Annotated in this window: 21 protein-coding genes; 12 read left to right on the top strand and 9 right to left on the bottom strand. The window is 70.4% G+C overall.

Annotation, left to right across the window (positions count from 1 at the left end; genetic code table 11):
• Positions 1-83 precede the first annotated feature (83 nt).
• From mobA to IEZ09_RS14080, 4 genes are all read left to right on the top strand, one after another.
• Positions 84-614 (top strand): molybdenum cofactor guanylyltransferase, encoded by a 531-nt coding sequence (mobA, locus tag IEZ09_RS14065; RefSeq protein ID WP_189254106.1) that lies wholly within the window; start codon positions 84-86, stop codon positions 612-614.
• Positions 615-675: 61 nt separating this feature from the next.
• Complete coding sequence (locus IEZ09_RS14070) at positions 676-1,725, top strand: AAA family ATPase (protein WP_189254107.1); 1,050 nt, start codon at positions 676-678, stop codon at positions 1,723-1,725.
• Positions 1,726-1,790: 65 nt separating this feature from the next.
• The gene (locus IEZ09_RS14075; protein WP_189254178.1) at positions 1,791-2,672 is read left to right on the top strand and encodes a DUF58 domain-containing protein; all 882 of its coding nucleotides are present in this window, start codon (positions 1,791-1,793) and stop codon (positions 2,670-2,672) included.
• A complete protein-coding gene (locus tag IEZ09_RS14080; protein WP_189254108.1) occupies positions 2,669-3,634 on the top strand; it encodes a VWA domain-containing protein in 966 nt (321 codons plus the stop codon). Before IEZ09_RS14075 ends, IEZ09_RS14080 begins: the two co-directional genes overlap by 4 nt.
• On the opposite strand, the gene IEZ09_RS14085 is transcribed toward IEZ09_RS14080, so the two are convergent.
• From IEZ09_RS14085 to IEZ09_RS14100, 4 genes are read right to left on the bottom strand one after another with little or no spacing between them, the layout of a single operon-like run.
• On the bottom strand, positions 3,619-4,152 hold the full coding sequence (locus IEZ09_RS14085) for a dihydrofolate reductase family protein (RefSeq protein ID WP_189254109.1): 534 nt from the start codon (positions 4,150-4,152) through the stop codon (positions 3,619-3,621). The two genes, IEZ09_RS14080 and IEZ09_RS14085, sit on opposite strands and share 16 nt — an antisense overlap.
• Positions 4,149-5,012 carry a TAXI family TRAP transporter solute-binding subunit gene (locus tag IEZ09_RS14090; protein ID WP_189254110.1) on the bottom strand — a complete coding sequence of 288 codons (864 nt, stop codon included), beginning with the start codon at positions 5,010-5,012 and terminating at the stop codon, positions 4,149-4,151. The genes IEZ09_RS14085 and IEZ09_RS14090 overlap by 4 nt, the downstream gene beginning before the upstream one ends.
• A complete protein-coding gene (locus tag IEZ09_RS14095; RefSeq protein ID WP_189254111.1) occupies positions 5,009-6,313 on the bottom strand; it encodes a sensor histidine kinase in 1,305 nt (434 codons plus the stop codon). Before IEZ09_RS14095 ends, IEZ09_RS14090 begins: the two co-directional genes overlap by 4 nt.
• Positions 6,314-6,973, bottom strand: a complete 660-nt coding sequence (locus IEZ09_RS14100; protein WP_189254112.1) for a response regulator transcription factor — start codon at positions 6,971-6,973, stop codon at positions 6,314-6,316. It lies immediately after the preceding gene.
• A gap of 116 nt (positions 6,974-7,089) precedes the next feature.
• Here IEZ09_RS14100 and IEZ09_RS14105 point away from each other — a divergent pair, with 116 nt between their 5' ends.
• Entirely contained in the window at positions 7,090-8,379 is a 1,290-nt protein-coding gene (locus tag IEZ09_RS14105; RefSeq protein WP_189254113.1) for an MFS transporter, read from the top strand.
• 50 nt (positions 8,380-8,429) lie between these two features.
• On the opposite strand, the gene IEZ09_RS14110 is transcribed toward IEZ09_RS14105, so the two are convergent.
• Together IEZ09_RS14110 and IEZ09_RS14115 are read right to left on the bottom strand one after the other, a co-directional pair.
• Positions 8,430-8,837, bottom strand: coding sequence for a hypothetical protein (locus IEZ09_RS14110; protein WP_189254114.1), 408 nt, complete (start codon positions 8,835-8,837; stop codon positions 8,430-8,432).
• Positions 8,838-8,865: 28 nt separating this feature from the next.
• A complete protein-coding gene (locus IEZ09_RS14115) occupies positions 8,866-11,448 on the bottom strand; it encodes an FAD-binding and (Fe-S)-binding domain-containing protein (protein WP_189254115.1) in 2,583 nt (860 codons plus the stop codon).
• Positions 11,449-11,557: 109 nt separating this feature from the next.
• On the opposite strand from IEZ09_RS14115, the gene fabG reads away from it, so the two are divergent.
• Genes fabG through IEZ09_RS14140 form a run of 5 tightly spaced genes read left to right on the top strand, consistent with a single transcriptional unit; the run spans position 11,558 to position 15,628 of the window.
• The gene (gene fabG, locus IEZ09_RS14120; protein ID WP_229812543.1) at positions 11,558-12,262 is read left to right on the top strand and encodes a beta-ketoacyl-ACP reductase; all 705 of its coding nucleotides are present in this window, start codon (positions 11,558-11,560) and stop codon (positions 12,260-12,262) included.
• A 34-nt stretch (positions 12,263-12,296) separates the two neighbouring features.
• Positions 12,297-13,064 (top strand): enoyl-ACP reductase FabI, encoded by a 768-nt coding sequence (gene fabI / locus IEZ09_RS14125; protein ID WP_189254116.1) that lies wholly within the window; start codon positions 12,297-12,299, stop codon positions 13,062-13,064.
• 52 nt (positions 13,065-13,116) lie between these two features.
• Entirely contained in the window at positions 13,117-14,142 is a 1,026-nt protein-coding gene (locus tag IEZ09_RS14130; protein ID WP_189254117.1) for a ferrochelatase, read from the top strand.
• Between the two features lie 32 nt (positions 14,143-14,174).
• Positions 14,175-14,897, top strand: a complete 723-nt coding sequence (locus IEZ09_RS14135; protein ID WP_189254118.1) for an ABC transporter ATP-binding protein — start codon at positions 14,175-14,177, stop codon at positions 14,895-14,897.
• Positions 14,894-15,628, top strand: a complete 735-nt coding sequence (locus IEZ09_RS14140; protein ID WP_189254119.1) for an ABC transporter permease — start codon at positions 14,894-14,896, stop codon at positions 15,626-15,628. Before IEZ09_RS14135 ends, IEZ09_RS14140 begins: the two co-directional genes overlap by 4 nt.
• Here IEZ09_RS14140 and IEZ09_RS14145 read toward each other — a convergent pair whose 3' ends face one another.
• The 3 genes from IEZ09_RS14145 to IEZ09_RS14155 all read right to left on the bottom strand — a co-directional run bounded on the left by IEZ09_RS14145 (position 15,629) and on the right by IEZ09_RS14155 (position 20,173).
• Entirely contained in the window at positions 15,629-18,751 is a 3,123-nt protein-coding gene (locus IEZ09_RS14145) for an NACHT domain-containing protein (protein WP_189254120.1), read from the bottom strand.
• A gap of 69 nt (positions 18,752-18,820) precedes the next feature.
• On the bottom strand, positions 18,821-19,618 hold the full coding sequence (locus IEZ09_RS14150; protein WP_189254121.1) for an Rv1486c family protein: 798 nt from the start codon (positions 19,616-19,618) through the stop codon (positions 18,821-18,823).
• A gap of 60 nt (positions 19,619-19,678) precedes the next feature.
• Entirely contained in the window at positions 19,679-20,173 is a 495-nt protein-coding gene (locus tag IEZ09_RS14155) for a YcxB family protein (RefSeq protein ID WP_189254122.1), read from the bottom strand.
• Positions 20,174-20,262: 89 nt separating this feature from the next.
• On the opposite strand from IEZ09_RS14155, the gene IEZ09_RS14160 reads away from it, so the two are divergent.
• Both IEZ09_RS14160 and IEZ09_RS14165 read left to right on the top strand, forming a co-directional pair.
• Entirely contained in the window at positions 20,263-21,654 is a 1,392-nt protein-coding gene (locus IEZ09_RS14160; protein ID WP_189254123.1) for a sigma 54-interacting transcriptional regulator, read from the top strand.
• Positions 21,651-23,579 (top strand): vWA domain-containing protein, encoded by a 1,929-nt coding sequence (locus IEZ09_RS14165; RefSeq protein WP_189254124.1) that lies wholly within the window; start codon positions 21,651-21,653, stop codon positions 23,577-23,579. Before IEZ09_RS14160 ends, IEZ09_RS14165 begins: the two co-directional genes overlap by 4 nt.
• Positions 23,580-23,594: the final 15 nt, after the last annotated feature.

Consider the following 23,594-nt stretch of genomic DNA (forward strand, 5'->3'; position numbering starts at 1 on the left):
AGCCCGGCTGTTTCGACGATCATCGCACGCCCTATTTTGTGCGTACGTCATGCGCAAAAGGCGATCGCGACGAAGGGCACGGCATGAGCTACGCGGCGATCATCCTCACCGGCGGCAAGGGTGAACGGCTCGGCGGCGTCGACAAGGCCGCACTGTCCTATCGGGACGCCACGCTGCTCGACCACGTGCTGTCCGTTGTGGACGATGCCGAGCAGATCATCGTGGTGGGGCCCGAAAAAGACGTCCCGAACGTCATCTGGGCACGCGAGGACCCGCCCGGCGGCGGACCGCTGGCGGGGCTGGCGGCGGGGCTCGCGCACGTCACCGCCGATCGCGTCGCGGTCCTCGCGGTCGACCAGCCCGGCATCACCAGGGACACCATCGCCCGGCTCAGGGCGACCGGTCGCAACGCGGTGCTGAAGGACGATCGCACGCAGTGGCTGATCGGCTTCTGGAACGTGGCCGAGCTGCGCGGAGTCCTACCTGAAGATCCGCGCGATCTGCCGTTGCGCAAGACTCTCGGGCTGTTGAACCCGGTGGAGGTGTCCGCTTTGCCCGGTGAGGCGCGCGACGTCGACACCCCGGCCGACCTGGACACCCTTCACAGCGGTTGAACAGGCGAAGAGCAAGACTGTCCCACTATCGGTAAACCCTGTTCTGCATGGAGGCCCGCACGTGACCGAGCCCGCCGCCGAGGCAACGCCGAACGCATCGGCGCCCGTCACCCCGGCTCGTGACGCCCAGCTGCTCGAACGCACCGTGTTCGAGGTCAAGCGGGTGATCGTCGGCCAGGACCGGCTCGTCGAGCGGATGCTCGTGGGTCTGCTGGCCAAGGGCCATCTGCTGCTCGAAGGTGTCCCGGGTGTCGCGAAGACGCTCGCGGTCGAGACGTTCGCCCGCGTGGTCGGCGGTTCGTTCTCGCGCGTGCAGTTCACGCCCGACCTGGTGCCCGCCGACATCCTCGGCACCCGCATCTACCGCCAGTCCAGCGAGGCGTTCGACGTCGAGCTGGGTCCCGTCGTCGCGAACTTCGTGCTCGCCGACGAGATCAACCGCGCGCCCGCCAAGGTGCAGTCGGCCATGCTCGAGGTCATGGCCGAGCGGCACGTGTCGATCGGCGGGCAGACGTTCCCGATGCCCAACCCGTTCCTGGTGCTGGCGACGCAGAACCCGATCGAGAACGAGGGCGTCTACCCGCTGCCGGAGGCGCAGCGCGACAGGTTCCTGTTCAAGATCCAGGTCGAGTACCCGACCGCTGAGGAAGAACGCGAGATCGTCTACCGCATGGGCGTCGAGGCGCCGGTGCCGAACCAGGTCCTCTCGCCGGAGGAGCTGGTGCGCCTGCAGGGCGTGGCGTCGCGCGTCTTCGTCCACCACGCGCTCGTCGACTACGTGGTGCGGCTGGTGATCGCGACCCGCGCGCCCGCCGAGCACGGCCTCACCGACGTCGCCGGCTGGGTCGCCTACGGTGCGTCGCCGCGTGCGTCGCTCGGCATCATCGCCGCCGCCCGCGGCCTCGCGCTGGTCCGCGGCCGCGACTACGTGCTGCCGCAGGACGTCGTGGACGTGGTGCCGGACGTGCTGCGCCACCGTCTGGTGCTCTCCTACGACGCGCTGGCCGACGGCGTGCCCATCGACCACATCATCACCCGAGTGCTGCAGATCGTGCCGTTGCCGCAGGTGTCGGCCCGTCCGCAGCAGCCGGTTCCGGCTGGTAGGCAGTGAGCCGCGACAAGAGCGCCGAGAAGGAGCGTCCCTCGTGGGCGCCGCCCGTCCTGCGCGGTGTCCGCATGGAAGCCGCGTTGCGCATGCTCGAGCTCGACGTCCGGCGCCGCCTCGACGGCCTGCTGCAGGGCAACCACCTCGGCCTCGTGCCGGGGCCGGGCACCGAACCTGGCGAGGCCAGGACCTACCAGCCCGGCGACGACGTGCGCAGGATGGACTGGGCGGTGACGGCGCGCACCACGGTGCCGCACATCCGCGAGACGGTCGCCGACCGCGAGCTGGAGACGTGGGTGGCGATCGACCTGTCGCCGTCGCTCGACTTCGGCACGGCGGTGTGCGAGAAGCGCGACCTGGCCATCGCCGCGACGGCCGCGGTCGCGCACCTGACGCGTGGCGGTGGCAACCGGATCGGCGCGGCGGTCTCGACCGGCGCGGAGAACATCCGCATCCCTGCCCGCGGTGGCCTCGCCCACGCGCGGGGCATGATCCGCAAGATCGCCGAGATGCCGCGCGCGGAAGAGGGCACGCGCGGCGACCTGGCCGCGTTGCTGGAACAGCTGCGCAGGCCACCGCGGCGGCGCGGCCTGATCGTGGTGATCTCGGACTTCCTCGGCGGCATGGAGTGGCAACGTCCGCTGCGCGCGTTGTCCGCGCGGCACGACATCGTCGCCGTCGAGATCGTCGACCCGCGTGACGTCGACCTGCCCGAGGTCGGCACCGTCGTGCTCGCCGACCCGGAGACCGGGCGGCAGCGCGAGGTGACGGCGTCGGCGTTGCTGCGCAAGGAGTTCAACGCCGCGGCCGCGGAACACCGGGCCGAGGTGGCCGCGGGGCTGCGGCGTGCGGGCGCAGGGCACCTGGTGCTGCGGACCGACTCCGACTGGATCGCCGACACGGTTCGTTTCGTGGTGGCGCGCAAGCGCCGCTGGTCTGGGGGTGTCGCATGAGCTTCTCGAACTTCGTCGCCCCGTGGTGGTTCCTGCTGCTGATCGCGGTCGCGCTGCTGGGCGCCGCCTACGTGCTGGTGCAGCGGATGCGGCGCAAGCGGGTGCTGCGGTTCACCAACCTCGAGCTGCTGGAGAAGGTCGCGCCCAAGCGGGAACGCTGGTCGCGGCACGTCCCGGCGGCGTTCCTGCTGGCCTCGCTCGCGTTGCTGACGGTCGCGCTGGCCGGTCCGACGTCCGAGCAGCGGGTGCCGCGGAACCGGGCCACCGTGATGCTCGTGGTCGACGTGTCGCTGTCGATGAAGGCCACGGACGTGAAGCCGTCCCGCCTGGAGGCCGCCCAGGTGGCCGCCAAGTCGTTCGCCGAGGGCCTCACACCGGGCATCAACCTGGGCCTGATCTCGTTCGCGGGCTCCGCGACCGTGCTGGTGGCGCCGACGACGGACCGCGCGGCCGTCACGCAGTCGATCGACGGGCTGAAGCTCGCCCAGTCGACCGCGACCGGTGACGCGATCATGGCCGCGCTGGCGTCGATCGACTCGTTCGGCAAGGTCGTCGGCGGTGCCGAGGGCCCGCCGCCCGCCCGCATCGTGCTGATGACGGACGGCAAGGAGACGGTCGGCACCCGCAAGGCGTTCGACGCGGCCGAGGACTCGAAGAAGGCCGGCATCCCGATCTCCACGATCTCGTTCGGCACCGAGGACGGCGTGGTCGACATCGAGGGCAGGCAGCAGTCCGTCCCGGTCGACGACGACTCGATGAAGGAGATCGCGAAGCTGTCGGGCGGCGAGTTCTTCAAGGCGGCGTCGGCCGAGGAGTTGCGGCGCGTCTACGACACGCTCGGCGAGCAGATCGGCTACGAGAAGAAGCAGGCGGACGCGTCGAAGCCGTGGCTGCTGCTCGGCACGATGACGGCGATGTTCGCGGCCGCCGCGGCGCTGGTCCTGGGTCAGCGCCTGCCGTAGGTCAGCAGCACGACTCCGCAGTCGAACGTCCTGGTGCCCTTGAGCGCCAGGGCGTTCGGCTTCTTGAAGAACCGCGTGCCGCTCCCGATCGCGATCGGGTTCAGGTAGACGCGGATCTCGCCGATCAGGTCGTGCGCGAAGAACGTCTCCAGCAGGTTCGGGCCGCCGACCATGCTGTCGCCCGGCAGGTTCCTGATCTCGTCGGGGTCGACCTCGGTGCGGGTCTCGCTGTTCCACTCGGTGAACGTCCGCGTGCGGCTGTAGATGATCTTGCGCACGTTCCGCCAGATCGGCGCGAACTCCCGCATCTTCGGCGTGAAGTCGGGGTCGTCCTCGGCGTGCGGCCACGCCTGGAGCATCAGCTCGTGCGTGCGGCGGCCGTCGAGCAACGCGCTCATCGTCGCCAGGTCGGCGTTGATGTAGTCGTGCATGTCCTCGCTCATGTGGTGCCAGCTGATGTCGTGGCCGGGGCCCTCGAAGAACCCGTCGAGCGAGAGCGACGTCATCGTGATGATCATCCGTGGAGCCTCCGGTATTCCGCTGCCGCACCAGGGTGTAGCGGCACTCTGCCCGTGTCGATGAGGCTGCGCACGTCGAGGTACTGCGTGCCGAGCGCCTGCTCCGGCACGAGCTCCGCTGCCTTGGCGACCAGCAGCCGCACGACAGCGCCCGCGAACTCCGTGCTCAGGTCCGGCCGGCACACCAGCAGGTTCGGCGTGCCGATCGTGGGGACGTCGGTGGTCGAGCCGTACACGCCCATCCGCACGTCGACGCGTTCGTAGACCTTGCCGTAGTCCTGGCGGAGCCGGGGCAGGAAACCGTCGAGCGGCAGGAGCCGGATGCCGCTGGTCTTGTTGAGCTCCGGGGTGGGGACGCCGCCGGACCACAGCAGGGCCGCGATGTCGCCCGCCTTCAGGGCGTCGATGGCGTTGCGCAGCGGGTAGTGCTCTTCCTTCACGCCGAGCGCGAGGCGTTCGCCCTGCAAGGCCGCGCCCGATCCGGCGGCGCCGAGCGACACCGGTTTGCCGGCCAGGTCGGCTGTGGAGCGGTACGGCGAGGAGTCGAGGACCACGAGCTGCAGGTAGTTCTCGTAGACGCGGCCGAGGGCGACGACGCCGGACTCCAGGTGGGCGCTGTCGCTCAGGGTCAGCGCGAGGTCGGCGGTGCCCTTGCGCAGGTGCTCGAGGTTGTCGGCGCTGCCGCCGGTCTCGACCGGGGTGATGGTGAGCGGGCTCGGGGCCAGGCGGGAGAGCAGGGCGGCGAAGTCGTTGTAGAAGCCGCCGGGTTCGCCGCCCGCGATCCTGATCGTGCCGGACGGTTCGCCGGTGCCGCAGGCGGCGAGGGCCAGGGCGCCGAGGAGGAACGTGCGTCGCTTCACAGCAGCGGCTCCTTCGGCAGCTCGACCGTCACGACCAGCCCGCCATTGGTGTGCAAGGTCAGTGTTCCGCCGTGCGCGGTGACGATGCGATCGGCGATCGCGAGACCAAGGCCGGTTCCTCGCTGCGAGTCGTCGCCGCGCCAGAACCGTTCGGTGGCGCGGGCGATGTCCTCTTCGGACAGACCGTCGCCGTTGTCCTGCACGACCAGCGTCGCCCGGTCGCAGATCACCGTGATCTCGGAGCCGCCGTACTTGATGGCGTTGTCCAGCAACACGTCCAGCACCTGGGCGAGGTCCGACACCGCGCACCGCACCAGGCCGGGCGCCCGGTCGTCGACGGTGATGGTCGCGCCCGCCGAACGAGCCGCGGCGCGCCAGGCGTCGACCCGGTCGTGCGCCACGACCTGGAGGTCGGCCAGCTCCGGTTCCACGCCTCCCGCCGCGCGTTCGGTGGCGGTGCTCTCGGCGGACGCGAGCGCGAGAAGACCGTCCAGCAGCGACTCCAGGCGTTCGACCTCGGTCAGCAGCGACCCGTTGGACGGCAACATGTCCACGCGCAACCGCAGCGCGGCCATCGGGTTGCGCAGCTGGTGCGACGCGTCGGCGATCAGCCGTCGTTGCTGGTCGGCGGCCTCTGCCACGGCGTCGGACATGCGGTTGAACGACTCCGACAACGCCCGCAGCTCTGCCGGTCCCGCGGTGTCGGCGACGTGCGTGCGCCGCTGACCCTCTGCGACCGCGCGGACACCCCGGTCGAGCTCCTTGAGCGGCCGCAGCAGCCAGCGGGCGACGACGAGGGCGAGCAGCACGCAGGCGCAGGCCGCGAGCAACGCCCCGGCCAGCACGAACGCCCACCGGCGGGCCACGTCCAGCGCGGCCACGTGCGTCGAGGCCCGCATCACCACGGCGCCCGCGACCTTCGTGCCGGTGCCGACGGGACGGGCGAACAGGACGTCGCCGCCGTTCCAGGGCAGCACGGTCGGCACAGGTGCGGCGGGCTGGTTGCGCAGCGCGGCGTCGATCTGCGCGGACACCTCGGCGATCGTCATCCCGGCCTCGACGACGGGCTCGCCCGCCGCGTTGACGACCACGACCTCCTCGCCGTAGACCTCGTTGTACCGCAACGCCTCGGACACCACGACGTCGGCGGGCAGCGTGGCGAAGCGGTCGAGATCGGCGGTGCGGCTGATCACGAACTGCTGGGTGCGCTCGGACGCGGTGCTCATCAGCAGCGGGACGGCGAACGCGGTGACGGCCGAGAGCGAGAAGAGCAGCAGCACCACCAGAAGCCGTTGCCGCATCTAGTCACCGAGCCGGTAGCCGAAACCGCGGATCGTGTGCAGCAGGCCGGGCCGGTCGAGCTTGGCGCGCAGCTGCGTCAGATGGACGTCGAGCGTGCGCGACACGGCCACGAATGCGTTGCCCCACACCTCGTCCATGAGCTGCTGACGGCTCACCGCGGTGCCGGGCCTGCGCGCGAGCACCGCCAGCACGTCGAACTCCTTGGTGGTCAACGAGATCTCGCGCCCGCCGACCAGCACCTGGCGGCCGGACAGGTCGATCTCCACATCGGACACCCGCACGACGTCGCCCGGCTCCTGCGACCGTGCCGCACTGCGCCGTGCCACCGCGTCGATGCGCGCCAGCAACTCGGCCAGCCGCACCGGCTTGACCAGGTAGTCGTCCGCCCCGAGCCGCAGCCCGCGCACGACGGTCCGCTCGTCACCGCGCGCCGTCAGCACCAGCACCGGCACCGGGTCGATCTTGCGGAGCTTGCGCAGCACCTCCAGGCCGTCCTGGTCGGGCAGGCCGAGGTCGAGCAGCACCACGTCGGCGTCCCGGTGGGCGATCAACGCGTCGGCGCCCCTGCGCACGCGGGCAGGCCGGTGCCCGTTCGCCCGCAGCGCCTCGACCAGGGCGTCGGCGACACCGTCGTCGTCTTCGACCAACAGCACCCGCATGGGAGCAGTATCGCCCCACAAGTTCGTTTCGTGCGCGCGGCGACGCGCTTAAGTGACTGTAAAGAAGCTACAGCCCAGGTTGTGACGGGTGCCGCGGCGCCGAGATCGTGTCCGGCATGACAGTCGTTGCGGAGAAACGCGCCGAGCGCCGAGTGGTGGCGAACGTGCTGCGCGGATCAGTCGGGAACTTGATCGAGTGGTACGACTGGTACGCGTACACCGCGTTCAGCATCTACTTCGCGGCGGCGTTCTTCCCCAAGGGCGACCAGACCGCGCAGCTGCTCAACACCGCCGCGGTGTTCGCCGTCGGTTTCCTCATGCGGCCGCTGGGTGGCTGGCTGCTCGGCCGGTACGCCGACCGCCACGGCCGGCGCGCCGCGCTCACGTTGTCCGTCACGCTGATGGCGCTCGGCTCGCTGATCATCGCGCTGACGCCGTCGTACGCCACGATCGGTGTCGCCGCGCCGATCCTGCTGGTGCTCGCCCGGTTGTTGCAGGGCCTGTCGGTCGGCGGTGAGTACTCGACCTCGGCGACCTATCTGTCCGAAGTGGCCTCGCCGCGCAGGCGCGGGTTCTACTCCAGCTTCCAGTACGTGACGCTGACGGCAGGGCAGCTGGTGGCGCTGGGCGTGCAGATCGTGTTGCAGCAGTTCCTGTCCAAGCCCGAGATGACCGAGTGGGGCTGGCGGATCGCGTTCGTGATCGGTGCGACCGGCGCGATCATCGTCATGTGGCTGCGGCGCGGCATGGACGAGTCGGAGAACTTCGAGAAGCAGAAGGGCAACGCCCAGAAGGGGACGTTGCGCGCGTTGCTCAAGCACCCCAAGGAATGTCTGCTCGTCGTCGGTCTCACGCTGGGTGGCACCGTCGCGTTCTACACGTACACGACCTACCTGCAGAAGTTCATGGTGAACACCAGCAGGATCGACGCCGCGACGGTCAGCTGGATCAACTTCGCCGCGCTGCTGGTCTTCGTGGTGCTGCAGCCGATCGCGGGCGCGTTGTCCGACCGGGTAGGGCGTCGTCCGCTGCTGCTCGGGTTCGGTGTGCTGGGCACGCTGGTCACGGTGCCGCTGCTGTCGACGCTCGCGAAGACGTCCGAGGCGTTCCCGGCGTTCCTGCTGATGCTGGGCGGGCTGGTGATCGTCACGGGCTACACGTCGATCAACGCGATCGTGAAGGCCGAGCTGTTCCCGACGAACATCCGCGCGCTGGGCGTCGGCCTGCCGTACGCGCTGACCGTGGCCATTTTTGGCGGCACGGCCGAGTACGTGGCGCTGTGGTTCAAGCAGGCCGGCATGGAGTCGGTGTTCTTCTACTACGTCGCCGGATGTGTGCTGATCTCGTTGCTGGTCTACGGGTTCATGCGCGAGACGTCGAAGGACTCGGTCCTGGACAAGGACTGACCGGCCACGCGGAGGGCGGTCATGCGGCGACCGCCCTCCGCCTCCTCACGTCAGCAGACCTCGTTGGTGAAGGTCTGGCCCACGCCGTCGACGATGCCGTGCGCCATGGTGCAGAACCGCAGCGTGTTCGCGCCGGTCGACCACACCTCCTGCTGACCGCGCCGGCCGTTGGCGATGTCGATGTCGCCGTCGCCCCTGGTGATGGCGACGGAGGCCTCGACGTTGGGGTGACCCGACTTCCACGAGTCCCAGACGTAGATGTAGCCCCAGTTCTTGCCGCAGCCCTTGAACTGCTTGACCGAGGCGACGGTCGTGTTGCCGCTCTTGAGGTACTTCGTGGAGCCGATCTGCGTGACGCCGGTCGAGCACCGCGGGTTCGTCTCGGCGTGCGCCGCGCCCGTGAAGGTCAGGGCGACGGCCGCCGCCGCCAGCACGGCGGCACCAATCCTCTTCTGCATGATCCTCACGGTGAACCAGGCCGGTTAGTCAGCGGTTAATCACACCGAGCCGGGTCGCGAGCACCGTCGCCAGGTGCGCGGGCTCGCGGTCGGTGGTGTGGCGGATCTGCGTGCGGCAGCTGAAGCCGTCCGCGATCACCAGTGCGTCCTCGTTGTTCCTGATGGCGGGCAACAGGTCCTGCTCGGCGCACGCGATCGACACGTCGTAGTGGCCCTGCTCGAACCCGAAGTTGCCGGCCAGGCCGCAGCAGCCCTCGACGATCTTCGGCGCGATCCCGGCCTTGGTCATCGCCTCGCGGTCCGGGGCGAAACCCAGTTCCGCGTACTGGTGGCAGTGGGTCTGCACGACGGCGTCTCGGGTGCCGTCCACCGCGGGCAGCGTCGGTGCCACGTGCTCGGCGAACGTGCGGGTGGCGTCGGCGAGCGCCCGCACCGCCGGGTCGCCCGACAACTTCGGGGCCTCTGCGCGCAGGAACGCCGTGCAGCTCGGCTCCAGGCCGATCACCGGGACACCCCGGCTCGTCCACGGCAGCAGCGACCGCGCGGTCCGTTCGACGACGCGGCGGGCCCTCGCGAGCTGGCCGGTCGAGTGCCACGTCAGTCCACAACAGACGTTCGCGGACGGCAGCTCGACGCGGTTTCCCAGGTGTGCCAGGACGTTCGCGGCATCGATGCCGATGCCCGGCTCGAAGAAGTTCGTGAACGTGTCCGGGAACAGCAGCACCGGATCGCCCTCGCCGAGCGGCTGCAGCCGACGGACCAGGGGAGTGACCGGAGCGGGCAGTTCGCGTTCCGGCGTGATGCCGGCGAACCGGCCGAACTTCGCGGTGAACCTGTTGACCAGGCCGTACCTCAGCCACGTCGGCAGCCAGCCCATCGCGTAGTGCGACCGCGGCCGCAACCGTCCCTTGTAGTGCTCGTGCAGGAACTCCGCCTTGTAGCTCGCCATGTCGACGTCGACGGGGCAGTCGCGCTTGCAGCCCTTGCACCCCAGGCAGAGGTCGAGCGCCTCGGCGACCTCGGGAGACCGCCAGCCGTCCTTGATCACGTCACCGGCGAGCATCTCGAACAGCAGGTGCGCACGGCCGCGCGTCGAGTGCTTCTCCTCTTTCGTCACCCGGTAGCTCGGGCACATCACGCCGCCCTTGGTGTTCAGGCACTTGCCGACGCCGACGCACCGGCGCGTGTCGCTCGCGAACTCCGCGCGCGTCGGAATCCGCGGTGGCGCAACGAGAATCCGCAGATCCTCGTCGAGCTTCCTGGGCTGCACGATCCGGCCGGGATTGAGCAGGTTGCCGGGATCGAACGCGTGCTTGAACTGCTGGAACGCCCTGATCGCCGCGGGCGGGTACATGCGGCCCAGCAGCTCGGACCGCGCCTGACCGTCGCCGTGCTCGCCGGAAAGGCTGCCGCCGTGGCTCACCACCAGGTCGGCGGCGTCCTCCAGGAACTCGCGGTAGCCGCGCGCAAGGTCGAAGTCGATGCGGACGTGCAGGCAGCCCTCGCCGTAGTGGCCGTAGGTGATGCCGCGCCGGCCGTGCCGCGCGAGCAGCTGATCGAACTCGCGCAGGTAGGCGCCGAGGCGCTCCGGCGGGACGGCCGCGTCCTCCCAGCCCGACCACGCCTCGCCGCCGTCGGGCATTCTCGTCGCGAGCCCGGCGCCGTCCTCGCGGATGCGCCACAGCGCCCGCTGGTGCGCGGGGTCGTGGATGATCATCGAGTTCTTGGTGATCTTGGCGACACGCTCGGGGTGGTCCTCGACCTCCACGAACAGCCAGCTGCGGCCCTCCGGCAGGTCGGGGCGGGTGCGCACGCCGCGGACCAGTGCCTCGTCGATGCCCTCGACCGCCAGCGCGTCCTCGATCTGGGTGACCTGGTCGGCCGCGTCGTAGGTGTCCGCGAAGCCGAGCACGACCAGGATCCGCCGTTCGGGACGGCGGACCAGCTTCAGCTCGGCGCCCAGCAGCACCACGCAGGTGCCCTCGGTGCCGACGAGCTGCTGCGTGAGCGTCGGGGCGTCCAGCGCGTAGCCGCTGACCCGGCGGCTGAGCCGCGGAAACCAGGCAGGGTCGAACGACGGCAGGTCGAACGGGGGCGGGTTCGTCGTGTCGAACGTGCGGCCGTCCGCCGTGAGCACGCGCAGGTTCGCGACGTTCTCGCTGGTCTTGCCCCACTTCACCGAGTGCGCGCCGCACGCGTTGTTGCCGATCATTCCGCCGATCGTGCAGCGCGAGTGCGTCGACGGGTCCGGGCCGAACAGGTGGTCACCCGCCAGGGAGTTCACGCGGTCGAGCACCGCGCCGGGCTGCACGAGCGCCCGATCGCCGGAGATCTCGATCGCGTTCAGGTACCGGCTGAAGTCGATCACCAGTCCGGTGCCGCACGCGTTGCCCGCGATGGACGTTCCGGCGCCCCGGCTCGTGATCGGCACGCGGTGCTCCGCGGCCAGCGCAACCGCCGTGACCACGGCGTCTGTCGTTCGTGGACGGACGACGACACGCGGCACGTGGCGGTAGTTCGACGCGTCGGCCGAGTACAGGGCCCGGCTCGCCGGGTCGTCGAGGACGTCGCCGTCCACGTGACGGCGGAGTTGATCGAGAAACGCCCGCATCACCCGATCATGCCTGGCTGGATGTGACATGGCTCTGCCGATGCCGGTCTACCTGCCGGTAGCCGATAGCCTCACCCAGATCAACCAGCAGCGATTCTCGGGAGAGCTAGTGAGTCGGTCCGTTCTGGTCACCGGAGGCAACCGCGGCATCGGCCTCGCCATCGCGCAGGCGTTCGCCGCGCAGGGCGACAAGGTCGCGGTGACCCACCGCGGGTCCGGCGCTCCCGAGGGGCTGCTCGGCGTGAAGTGCGACGTGACGAACTCCGCGGAGATCGACGCGGCGTTCGCCGAGGTCGAAGCCGCGCACGGGCCCGTCGAGGTGCTGGTCTGCAACGCGGGCATCACCCAGGACACGCTGCTGCTGCGCATGAGCGAGGAGCAGTTCACCCAGGTCGTCGACGCGAACCTGACCGGCGCGTTCCGGTTCGCCCAGCGCGCCTCGCGCGGCATGCTGCGCAAGAAGTTCGGCCGCATCGTCTTCATCTCGTCCGTCGTGGGTCTCACCGGCGGCGCGGGCCAGGTCAACTACGCCGCGTCCAAGGCGGGCATGGTCGGCATGGCGCGTTCGATCGCGCTGGAGCTCGGCTCGCGCAACATCACCGCGAACGTCGTCACGCCCGGCTTCATCACCACGGACATGACGGCCGAGCTGCCCGAGTCGGTCCGCGAAGCCGCTTTGAAGCAGATCCCGGCCGGTCGTTACGGTGCCGCCGAGGAGATCGCGCGCGCCGTCACGTTCCTCGCGGCCGACGAGGCCGGCTACATCAACGGTGCCGTGCTGCCGGTCGACGGCGGCCTCGGCATGGGCCACTGAGTTTTCTGTTCTTTCGGTGAAAGGGTTGGATCAAGTGACCGGACTGCTCGAAGGCAAGCGACTGCTGATCACGGGTGTGATCACCGACGCGTCGATCGCCTTCCACGTCGCACGCGTCGCCCAGGAGCAGGGTGCCGAGGTCGTGCTGACCGGGTTCGGCCGGCTGAGCCTCGTGCAGCGCATCGCCCAGCGCCTGCCCAAGCCCGCGCCCGTGATCGAGCTCGACGTGCAGAACCAGGAGCACCTGGACACGCTGGCCGACCGTGTCCGTGAGCACGTCGACGGCCTCGACGGTGTCGTGCACGCCATCGGCTTCGCCCCGCAGAGCTGCCTCGGCGCGCCGTTCATGGACGCGCCGTGGGAGGACGTCTCCGTCGCGATGCACGTCTCGGCGTACTCGTACAAGGCGCTCGTGCAGGCCGTCCGCCCGTTGCTGTCGCACGGTTCCTCGGTCGTGGGCCTCGACTTCGACGCCCGCCAGGCCTGGCCCGCCTACAACTGGATGGGCGCGGCGAAGGCGGCGTTCGAGTCGATCAACCGCTACATGGCGCGCGACCTCGGCCCGGACGGCATCCGCGTGAACCTCATCTCGGCGGGCCCGGTGCGCACGATGGCCGCGAAGTCCATCCCGGGCTTCTCCGAGCTCGAGAAGATGTGGGGCGAGAAGGCGCCGCTGTCGTGGGACGTCGACGACCCCACGCCGGTCGCGAAGTCGGTGTGCGGCCTGCTGTCCGACTGGTTCCCGGCCACCACGGGCTCGATGGTGTTCGTCGACGGCGGTGTGCACTTCCTCGGTCTCTGACGTCACATCGGCTCGTCGTGTGGGCCGATTCGGCGTCTGATTGGATGGGGCGGTGAGTTTCGACGCGCTGCTCTGGTTGTCGTTCGGTGGCCCAGAGGGTCCTGAGGACGTCCGCCCCTTCCTGGAGAACGTGGTTCGCGGACGTGGCGTGCCGCCGGAGCGGCTGGACGAGGTCGAGGCCCATTACCAGCACTTCGGCGGCGTGTCGCCGATCAACCGCCTGAACCTCGAGGCCATCGACGCGGTCAAGGCCCGCGGCTTCGAGCTGCCGATCTACTTCGGCAACCGCAACTGGCACCCGATGGTCGAGGACACCGTCGCCCAGATGAAGGCGGACGGTGTCCGTCGCGCGCTGGTGTTCCCGACGAGCGCCTACGGCGGCTATTCCGCGTGCCGCCAGTACGACGAGGACATCGTGCGGGCGCTGCAGGCCGTGCCGGACGGCCCCGAACTGGTGAAGCTGCGCCAGTTCTTCGACCACCCGCTGTTCATCGCGGCCTTCGCCGACGGTGTGCGTGCGGCCGCCGCTGGTCTGACGGGTCCGTACCGGCTCGTCTTCACCGCGCACTCGGTGCCGGTGTCCGCGGACAAGGCCGCCGGCCCGCCCACCGAGGGCGGCTACCGCTACTCGCGCCAGGTCGTCGAGGCCTCCCGCCTGGTCGCCGCCGAGCTGGGGGTCACCGAGTACGACGTGGTGTGGCAGTCGCGGTCGGGCCCGCCGCAGATCCCGTGGCTCGAGCCCGACATCGTCGACCACATCGACGCGTTGCACGCCAAGGGCGTCACCGGTGTCGTGGTGTGCCCGATCGGGTTCGTGTCCGACCACCTCGAGGTCGTGTGGGACCTCGACACCGAGGCCCGCGACCGGGCGGCCGAGCTCGGCATGGAGTTCGCCCGCGCCGCGACCCCGAACGGCGACCCGCGCTTCGCCGAACTCGTCGAGGAGCTGGTCGCCGAGCACACGTCCGGGGCGCCCGCGCGGAAGCTCTCGTCGTTCGTGGCGGCGGGCTGCACGGTGAACGGCGCGCCGTGTGCGCCGTTGTGTTGCGAACCGGTCAAGAGGCCCGTTCGCGGCTAGACTTCATTTTTCAACGGGCGAAGAATTGGTGGATGACCAGTTCCGCGGCCGTTGAGGTCACCGGGCTCCGGGTGCGCCGGGGCAAGCGTCTGGTCCTGCGGGACGTGAGCTGCACGATCCCGCAGGGCAGTGTCACCGGGCTGCTCGGCCCGTCCGGCTGCGGCAAGACGACCCTGATGCGCTCGGTCGTGGGCGTGCAGATCGTCGAGTCGGGCTCGGTGTCGGTGCTCGGCTCGCCCGCCGGCAGTCCTGACCTGCGCAGGCGGATCGGATACGCGACGCAGAACCCGGCCGTCTACGCCGATCTCACCGTCGAGGAGAACCTCCGCTACTTCTGCTCGGTTCTGCGCGCTCCCCGTTCGGACGTGTCGCGGGTGATCGACGAGGTGGGCCTGGGCGCGAACGTCTCGCAGCTCGTGTCGTCGCTGTCCGGCGGTGAGCTGTCCCGGACGAGCCTCGCGGTCGCGTTGCTCGGCACACCCGAGCTGTTGGTGCTCGACGAACCGACAGTCGGCCTCGACCCGTTGCTGCGTGACGAGCTGTGGACGTTGTTCCGCACGTTGGCCGCGCGCGGTGTCACGTTGCTGGTGTCCAGCCACGTCATGGACGAAGCCGCCCGCTGCTCGCGGCTGCTGCTGATGCGCGACGGCGCGCTGCTCGCCGACGACACGCCCTCGTCGCTGCTGTCCGAGACCGGCACCGACGACCTGGAGCAGGCGTTCCTGTCCCTGGTCCGAGCGAGGGAGGCGGCGTGAACACCTCAATCCTGCTCGCCACGACCGCGCGGATCCTCAACCAGTTCCGCCACGACCGCCGCACCGTCGCGCTGATGATCCTCATGCCGTCGCTGCTGCTGATCCTGCTGCGCTTCGTCTTCAACTCCGAGCAGGCCTTCAGCCGCGCCGCGCCCGCACTGCTCGCGGTCTTCCCGTTCGCGATCATGTTCATCGTCACGTCGATCACCACGCTGCGCGAACGCACCACGGCGACGCTGGAACGCCTGATGACGATGCCGATCGCCAAGCTGGACCTGCTCTTCGGCTACGCGCTGGCGTTCGGCCTGGTGGCCGTGGTGCAGGTGCTGGTCGCGGTCGGGGTGTCGCTGTACTGGCTCGGGCTGTCGATCGGCGGCTCGGTGTGGCTGCTCGTGGTCATCGCGGGGCTGGACGCGCTGCTGGGCACGGCTTTGGGGCTCTTCGCGAGCGCCTTCGCCCGCACCGAGTTCCAGGCCGTGCAGTTCATGCCGTTGTTCGTGATGCCGCAGGTGTTGCTGTGCGGGCTGTTCTCGCCGCGTGAGTCGATGACGCCCGTGCTGGAGTGGCTGTCCAACGTGATGCCGTTGTCGTATGCCGTGGACGCGCTGACCGCGGTGACGACGTCGTCGGACATCACGGGCGAACTCGTGCAGGACCTCACGATCGTGGCGGCGTGCGGGCTTCTCGCGCTGGTGCTGGGCGCGGTGACGTTGCGGAGGCGAACGCCCTGATCATCTCGGATGGTCCGGTTCCGTCGTCAGCCTGACGCGGGTGACTGCGGTGAGCGTCGCGACGCAGGTCGTCACCGCGGTGGAGGAGGACACCTTCGCCCGGCAGGCCGCCGGGATGGTCTCGAAGTCGCCCTCGAGGTAAGTCACGTCGATCGGCTTCGTCCTGACCAGCCGGGCGCGCTGTGCTGCGACCTCACGGAAGTCCTGGTCATCCACGAACACGCCGAGGTAGCTCTCCGGTGCGCAGGTGCTCAGTCGCGCGAGGAGGTCGGGCGTCGGGCGGACGTCGCTCAGGTCGACGTGGACCGGGTTGCCCTCTTTCGAGCGAACCGTGGCGCACTCCTCACCGGACACGCCGTCGGCCAGCTGGATGTTGGTGAGCTCAACGCGTTCTTTCACGAACTGTGCGAGCGCCGAGCCGTTGGCCTGAGCGGCCAGTGCGGAGAGGTCGGGCTCGCTCAACCTGTCGTCCTGCAGACCAATGATCGACCATCCCGCTTCCCGGTCCTCGGTGAACCTGGTCGAACTCGTGCCGTCGATGGTGACGACCGCACCCCGTTCGCGGTGGTCGTTCGTGTGGCCCACGTAGTGCCGGTCGACGACGTGGAAGTCGTGAGACGACTCGTGGCTGGAGTCGGTGTGGGTGAACTCGATGACCAGCGGCGCCCCTTCGCGGCCGTGGTGGATCTCCTGTGCCGCGGCGAGTCCCCGCAACATTTCCGTCCAGCGCGCCCTCGCGATGTCCGGCAGCGCGCCCAGAACTGCGACCTGGTTGAGGCTCCACCTGTCCGCAGAGCGGTGGTGCGCGCCGATCGCGGTGAGCAGTCGGTCGTCCTCGGGTCCGTGCCGTAGGTGGTGCCAGTCGTCGTTCGTGAGCACGGCGAAGCAGCCGCTGGCGCTGCGGTAGGACACGCGGACCATCCGTTCGTCCACCTCCGGCCAGCCGGTCGCCTGGCACGTCTCCGGAGTCACGGCCCAGACCACGGCTCCCGCACCGGCCAGAACCACGGCGACGAGTCCGCCGACCACCGGGCGCGGTACCCGGCGGCGTGCCCGGCGCTCGGACCTCATCACCAGGCGCTCCTGCAGCCGGACGTGCCAGAACTGGTAGCCACCTCCGGCGATGCGCAGCAGGCCCCGTTCGCGCGCCTGAGCGAGGAAGCGCATCAGCCGCCACGGCAGCCGTCCCGTGAGCGCCAGTGCCGCCCTGGCCACGACGAAGCGGGTCCACGCACGGGTCGCGAGCACCGCCATCGCGAAGAGCACGACGAACAGCGCGCTGGTCGTGATGAGCGCGGTCGCGTTGTCCCAGCTCAACTTCCACGGTACGTGCGTCTGCAGCGCGGGCAGGTCGAGGTTGATGATCGACGGGAAGTGCTCGGTTGACGCCACGCGCTCACCGAGGTGGCCGCCGAACGCGGCGCCCAGAGTGCTGACGGCGACGGCCAGTGCGCCGACGACGAGCCCTGTCACCGCCGCCGAGGTGAGGGTGGAACGGCGGTCGTGTCGGAGGAAGTCGTCGGGACCGGCTTTGCCGGCGCCGCCGGTTCGGGAGGCGAGCAGTTCGTGCAGCCCTACACCAGCACCCGCGAGCACCGCCAACGCGAACAGTGCGCCGGCATAGGTCATGAGCGTGCTGCGGGAGTCGAGGTCCTGGGTGAACGCGTCCGCGCCGACCAGCAGGATCGGCAGGCCGGGCACCAGCACCAGCGCGGCACCGGTGAGCAGTCCTCGCCAGAAGCCGCCGCTGCCCGCGGACACCGGACCCGGTTCGCGTCCGCCACCGGCCAGCCAGAGGGACGTCACCACGACGCCGAAGAGCATCGCCACCAGCGGTGCGTTGGTGCTGATGTGGTGCGCGGGATCGCTTTCCCAGGTGATTTCCGCGCTGCTCGAACGCAGCGACGCGACGACGGCGTACGCGACGGCGGCGACCAGCAGGCCGAGCACGGGCGCCACCCACGGTGACAGGGTCCGGCGGGCCAGCTGCCACCAGCGGAAGTCGTGGTCGTCGTGGCGGTGCAGCACCTCGGCGAGGTAGGTGAGCCAGCGGCGGTGCTTCGGGTCCGGGTAGATCGTGTCGACCATGAGGTCCACGAGGTGGTCCTCGACGGCGTGCCTGCTCGTGAACGCGGTGAGCTCGCCCGGTTCGCGGTTCTCGTAGGCGGCGGCGAAGAGGGAGAGCATCAGCGGGGTGCTCAGCGCGGTGGCGACCGGCCCGTCGGGTTCGTCTGCGACGTGGGACGCGATGCCAGGCCAGGGCTGCAGGCGGATGACGACGTCGGTGGTGCTCACCGGGTCGACGCGGACGACAGGGGCGCGCAGCAACGTGGGCGCGCCGCCCGCGATCAGGTCCTCGTACTCGGCGATGCGGCAGGTCAGGACCAACGGCCGGTCGCCGTCCAGCACGTCGTTGAGCCGGTTCACCGCACGGCGGCGGGCGTGGTCGGGAAGCTCGTCCAACCCGTCGAGGATCGGCAGCAGCAGGCGGCTGACGAGGAGTGCTTTCGCGGCCTGATGGCGGCCGTTGTAGTAGGTGGTGGCGATGGTGCGGACGAGCCAGTCGTCGAGGCTGTCCGCCACCGGGTCCCAAGAGGACAGTGAGAGGAACACCGGTACGGCGGCGCCCGCGGTGCGGCGGCGGAGCAGGCCGATGGTCAGCATCGCGCCGAGGAACGTCTTCCCGGAACCCGGTTCGCCGATCACCACCAGGCGGCGCGACGGGAGCTGGTCGAAGGCGTCGGCGAGGCGGGTGGCGGCGGCGTCCGGGTTGCCGTCGAGGCGGCCGTCCAGGCGCAGGCGGACCGGGCCGATGTCGGTGCCGGTCCAGCTGAGGGGGATCAGGCGCTGGTCGCCGAAACGCCGGCGGCGGTGCTTGATCTCCGGCTCCCACTGGCCGAGGAGTTCCAGGGCGAGCGCATCGGCTTCCTGCTCGGCGGCCTGCGGGCGTTGGTCGCGCGACAGGTAGAGGACGACGCCCGCGAACGCCGTGCCGATCGCCACCAGCGCGGAGGCGATGCTGCTGTAGGCGTCGCTTTGGTCAAGAGAGCTGCGGATCAATACGAGCAGAACGACGGCCGTCAGCACGATGCCGGCCGTGATCACCCAGGTGCGTGGTGCCACGGCCGCAGCTTTTCAGCGCCGATCGGCCAGTCAAGGCTGTTTGGTCGCGGATGACCCGACCGGGTGACTTCAGTGCCTGCCTGCGCCCGTGTCCGCCAGCACGCGCACGGCCTCGTCGACCGCCGCGTACCGTGCGCGGCGCACTGCCTCGGACACCGGACGCAGCGCATCGGTCCGTGCCGACATCGCCGACGCCGACACCGCGCCACCGGGCGAGTCGGACTTGGCGACGGACAGGATCGCGTCGACCTCGGCCGCGCGCTGCAACACGCGCAGAGCGCGCGGCGGCATCGCGTCCGGCCACGGCAGGGAGGAGTTCGTGGCGGCCAGTTCGGCGATCTCCTTGCGCACGTTCGGGCGGTGCTTGGCCACGTCGAGGGACGCCAGGGCGGCCGTCGCCTCGCGCAGGGCCGCGCCCAGGCCGTGCTCGGCCTCGCTGATCGGGATGTGCTCCAGGCCGCCTGCCGACGGCAGGTCGAACACCGTCCAGCGCATCACGCCGTCGGCCACGATCTTCGGCACCAGGCCGACGTGCACGGACGGGATCACGAGCGCCTCGCCGGACCGCAGCGCGCAGGTCGCGAGCGGGCCCTTGCCGCCAAGGCCGCGCACGTCACCCGGCACCGGCAGCACGAGCCGTGCCGAGGTCGCACCGGCGCGCCGCAGGGCGGCCAGCAGCAGGGCGGGGCCCACCGGGGCCTCGTCCGGACCGGGGAGGTCGAGCGCCGTGGCGGTGCCGTCGTCGTCGGCCACCACCTCGTGCTGCTCGGCCCACGTGTGCAGGGCGTCGAGAACGTCGTCGGCGGCGGCCAGGCCGTGCAGCCATCCCGACGTCCACACGACCAGCGTGGCACTCGCACAGGACACGCGACGAGATTACGTGGCCGCGCCCCGGCTGCCCCACCCGGTGTGCCTGATCCGAGACAGCTACTTCGCGGGGCCGATGTGCTCTTCCAGCAGCGTCCGGAACGAGGCCAGGTCCTCATCGGACGCGAAGGCCCGGTGCGGCACGGACAGCGACGCCGAGCCGCCGTCGAGCGTCTCCAGCACGAAGCCCTGCCGCGTCTCGGTCCAGCCGGGAAGTTCCTCCCAGACGATCTCCTCGCGCACCGCGTTGCCCACGGCCATCCGGAACGACTGGTCGTCGGCGCTGCCCACCACGGTCCGGCTGATCATCTCGTCGGACGAGAACCGCCACCACACCGCGACCGGCTCCATGAAGCCGATGACCAGCGCGCACACCAGGCCGAACACGGCGACGGGGAACAGGTCGTCGCTGAAGCCGATCAGCAGCACGAGCGAGAAGCCGCCCAGCACGATCGCGAACCAGGGCGCCCACTTGAACATCGGCACCATCGCGCGCAGGCTGGCCCGCCAGTCCGCGGGCGACGGAGCCCACCTGAAATCCACACTGTTGCTCATATCGCCCTGCATTCTGCTGTACGAGAAGCGCCCCCGCCTGGAGTTGCTCCACATCGACGGGTCCTGTTTCGGTGCGTAGCGTCGTTTGCGTGACCCAGAACCTGGCCCGCACGGCGGGCGAACTGCGCGCCGCCGGGCACCTGCCGCGCGGCGTCAAGACCGAGATCAGGGAAAACCTCCTCGCGGCGCTGCGCGAGGGACGCAACCCGTGGCCCGGCATCGTCGGCTTCGACCGCACGGTGCTGCCGCAGCTCGAACGCGCGCTGCTGGCCGGCCACGACGTCGTCCTGCTCGGCGAACGCGGTCAGGGCAAGACCAGGCTGCTGCGCACGCTGGTCTCCCTGCTCGACGAGTGGACCCCCGTCATCGAGGGCTCCGAGCTGGGCGAACACCCTCTCGACCCGATCACGCCCGAGTCGCGGCGCCGTGCCGCCGAGCTCGGCGACGACCTGCCCGTGGTGTGGCGGCACCGCGACGAGCGCTACGCCGAGAAGCTCGCGACGCCAGACACGTCCGTCGGTGACCTGGTCGGCGACGTCGACCCGGTGAAGGTGGCCGAGGGACGTTCGCTCGGCGACCCGGAGACGATCCACTACGGCCTGCTCCCGCGCGCCCACCGCGGCATCATCGCCATCAACGAGCTTCCTGACCTGGCCGAACGCATCCAGGTCGCGTTGCTGAACGTGATGGAGGAGCGCGACATCCAGGTCCGCGGCTACACGCTGCGCCTGCCGTTGGACGTGCTGCTCGTCGCCACCGCGAACCCCGAGGACTACACGAACCGCGGCCGCATCATCACTCCGCTCAAGGACCGCTTCGGCGCCGAGGTGCGCACGCACTACCCGTTGGACATCGACGCCGAGGTCGACCTGGTCCGCCAGGAAGCCGATCTCGTCGCCGAGGTGGGCGACCACCTGCTGGAGATCATCGCCCGGTTCGTCCGCCACCTGCGCGAGTCGTCGTCCATCGACCAGCGCTCCGGCGTGTCCGCGCGGTTCGCCGTCGCGGCGGCGGAAACCGTTGCGGCGTCGGCACTTCGCCGGTCCGCGCTGATCGGTGAGACGCCCGCGATCGCCCGCCCGATCGACCTCGAGTCGGTTCCGGACGTGCTGCGCGGCAAGCTCGAGTTCGAGGCGGGGGAGGAGGGCCGCGAGGACGAGGTCCTGGTCCACCTGCTGCGCCGCTCGATCGCCGACACCGCCCGCGCCCGGCTCGCCGGACTCAACCTGAGGGCGCTGGCCGAGGTCGTCTCCGACGGTCACCCGGTGGCGACGGGCGACCGCGTGCACGCCGGCGACATCCTGGCCGCGCTGCCGGAACTCCCGATCCTGCACGAGGTGGCCGCCCGCCTGGGCGCCGGCCCGAAGGACCCGGTGGGCCGCATCGCCTCGGCCGTGGAACTGGCCCTGGAGTCGCTGTACCTGACCCGTCACCTGGCGAAGGACACCTCCTCCGACGAAGACCGATCGGTGTACGGATGAAATACCGCTACGGACGCTGGAGCGGCGGCGCCGACCCGCTGGCGCCGCCGGTGGACCTGCGCGCGGCCGTGGACGAGCTCGGCCGCGAGATCATGGAGGGCGCCTCGCCGTCGGCGGCCCTGCGCGAGCTGTTGCGGCGCGGTGTCGACGGAACGCGCGGCCTGGACGACCTGACCTCGCGGTTGTGGCAGCGTCGCGCGTCCATCCAGCGCCGGCACCGGTTGGACGGCACGCTGTCCGAGGTGCGCCGGTTGCTGGACGAGGCGCTGGAGGCCGAGCGCCGGGCGTTGTTCCCGGACCCGTCCGACGACGCGCGCTTCCGCGAGGCCCAGCTCGACGCGTTGCCGCCCGGCACCGCCGCGGCCGTGCAGGAACTGTCGTCCTACGACTGGCGTTCCGCGGACGCCCGTGCCGCGTTCGAGCAGATCCGCGACCTGCTCGGCCGGGAACTGCTGGACCAGCGCTTCCAGGGCATGAAGGAAGCTCTGTCCAATGTGGACTCCGATGACGTCCGCAGGATCCAGCGGATGTTGCGCGACCTGAACTCGCTGCTGGAGGCGCATGCGTCCGGTTCGCCGGACACGCCGCGCCTGTTCGACGAGTTCATGCGCAAGCACGGCGAGTTCTTCCCGGAGAAGCCCCGCAACGTCGACGAGCTCATCGACGCTCTGGCCGCCCGTTCCGCGGCCGCGCAGCGGATGATGAACTCGATGACCGACGCCCAGCGGGCCGAGCTGGCGGCGTTGTCCCAGCAGGCCTTCGGCGGCATCGGCGCTCAGCTGTCCACTTTGGACTCACTGCTGCAGCGGCTGCGTCCAGGCGAGGACTGGACCTCGTCCGCGCGCTTCCGCGGCCAGGACCCGTTGGGCCTCGGCGAAGGCGCACAGGCGATGGCGGACCTCGCCGAGCTGGACGCGCTGGCCGAACAGCTCTCGCAGTCGTATCCGGGCGCCCGCCTGGAGGACATCGACCTGGAGGCGCTGGAACGCCAGCTGGGTGCGTCGGCCTCGGTCGACGCCCGCCGCCTGGCGGAGCTGGAGAAGGCGCTGCGCCAGCAGAACATCCTGGAGCGTGCGCCGGACGGTTCCCTGCGGCTGACGCCGAAAGCGTTGCGGCGCCTGGGCGAGACCGCCCTGCGCGGCGTGGTGGACCAGCTGCGTTCGTCGCAGGGCTCCCGCGAGACGGTCTCCGCCGGCGCCGCGGGCGAACTGATGGGCTCGACCCGCCCGTGGCAGTTCGGCGACACCGAACCGTGGGACGTGCCGCGAACCCTGCGCAACGCCGTGCTGCGCTCAGGCTCCATGTCCCTGGACGTGGTCGACCTGGAGGTCTCGGAAACCGAACACCGCACGCGCGCGGCAGTCGCTCTGTGCGTGGACACCTCCTGGTCGATGGTGCAGGACGGCCGATGGGTGCCCATGAAACGCACGGCCCTGGCCCTGCATCACCTCGTGCGCACCCGTTTCCGCACCGACGCCCTTCAGCTCGTGACCTTCGGCCGCTACGCCGAGTCCGTGGACATCGGTCAGCTGACGGCGCTGGAGGGCGTGTGGGAGCAGGGCACGAACCTGCACCACGCGTTGCTGCTGGCGGGCCGCCACGTCCGCCGCCACCCCGACGCCCAGCCCGTGGTGCTGGTGGTGACCGACGGCGAACCGACCGCCCACCTGGAACCCGACGGCGACGCGGAGTTCAACTACCCGCCGCTGCCCAGAACGTTGACCAAGACGCTGAACGAGGTCGACGCGCTGGCCCGGCTCGGCGCGACGATCTCGGTGTTCAAGCTGGGCGACGACCCCCGGCTGGCCGCGTTCGTCGACATCGTGGCGCGGCGGGGCGGCGGGCGCGTGGTGTCGCCCGACGAGGAGGGCCTCGGCGCGGCCGTGGTGAGCGACTACCTGAGGTCGCGGCGGCGTCGTCGCTGACCGGTGCGGGAGGTG

This window comes from Lentzea flava, assembly GCF_014648475.1.
Lineage (GTDB): Bacteria > Actinomycetota > Actinomycetes > Mycobacteriales > Pseudonocardiaceae > Lentzea > Lentzea flava.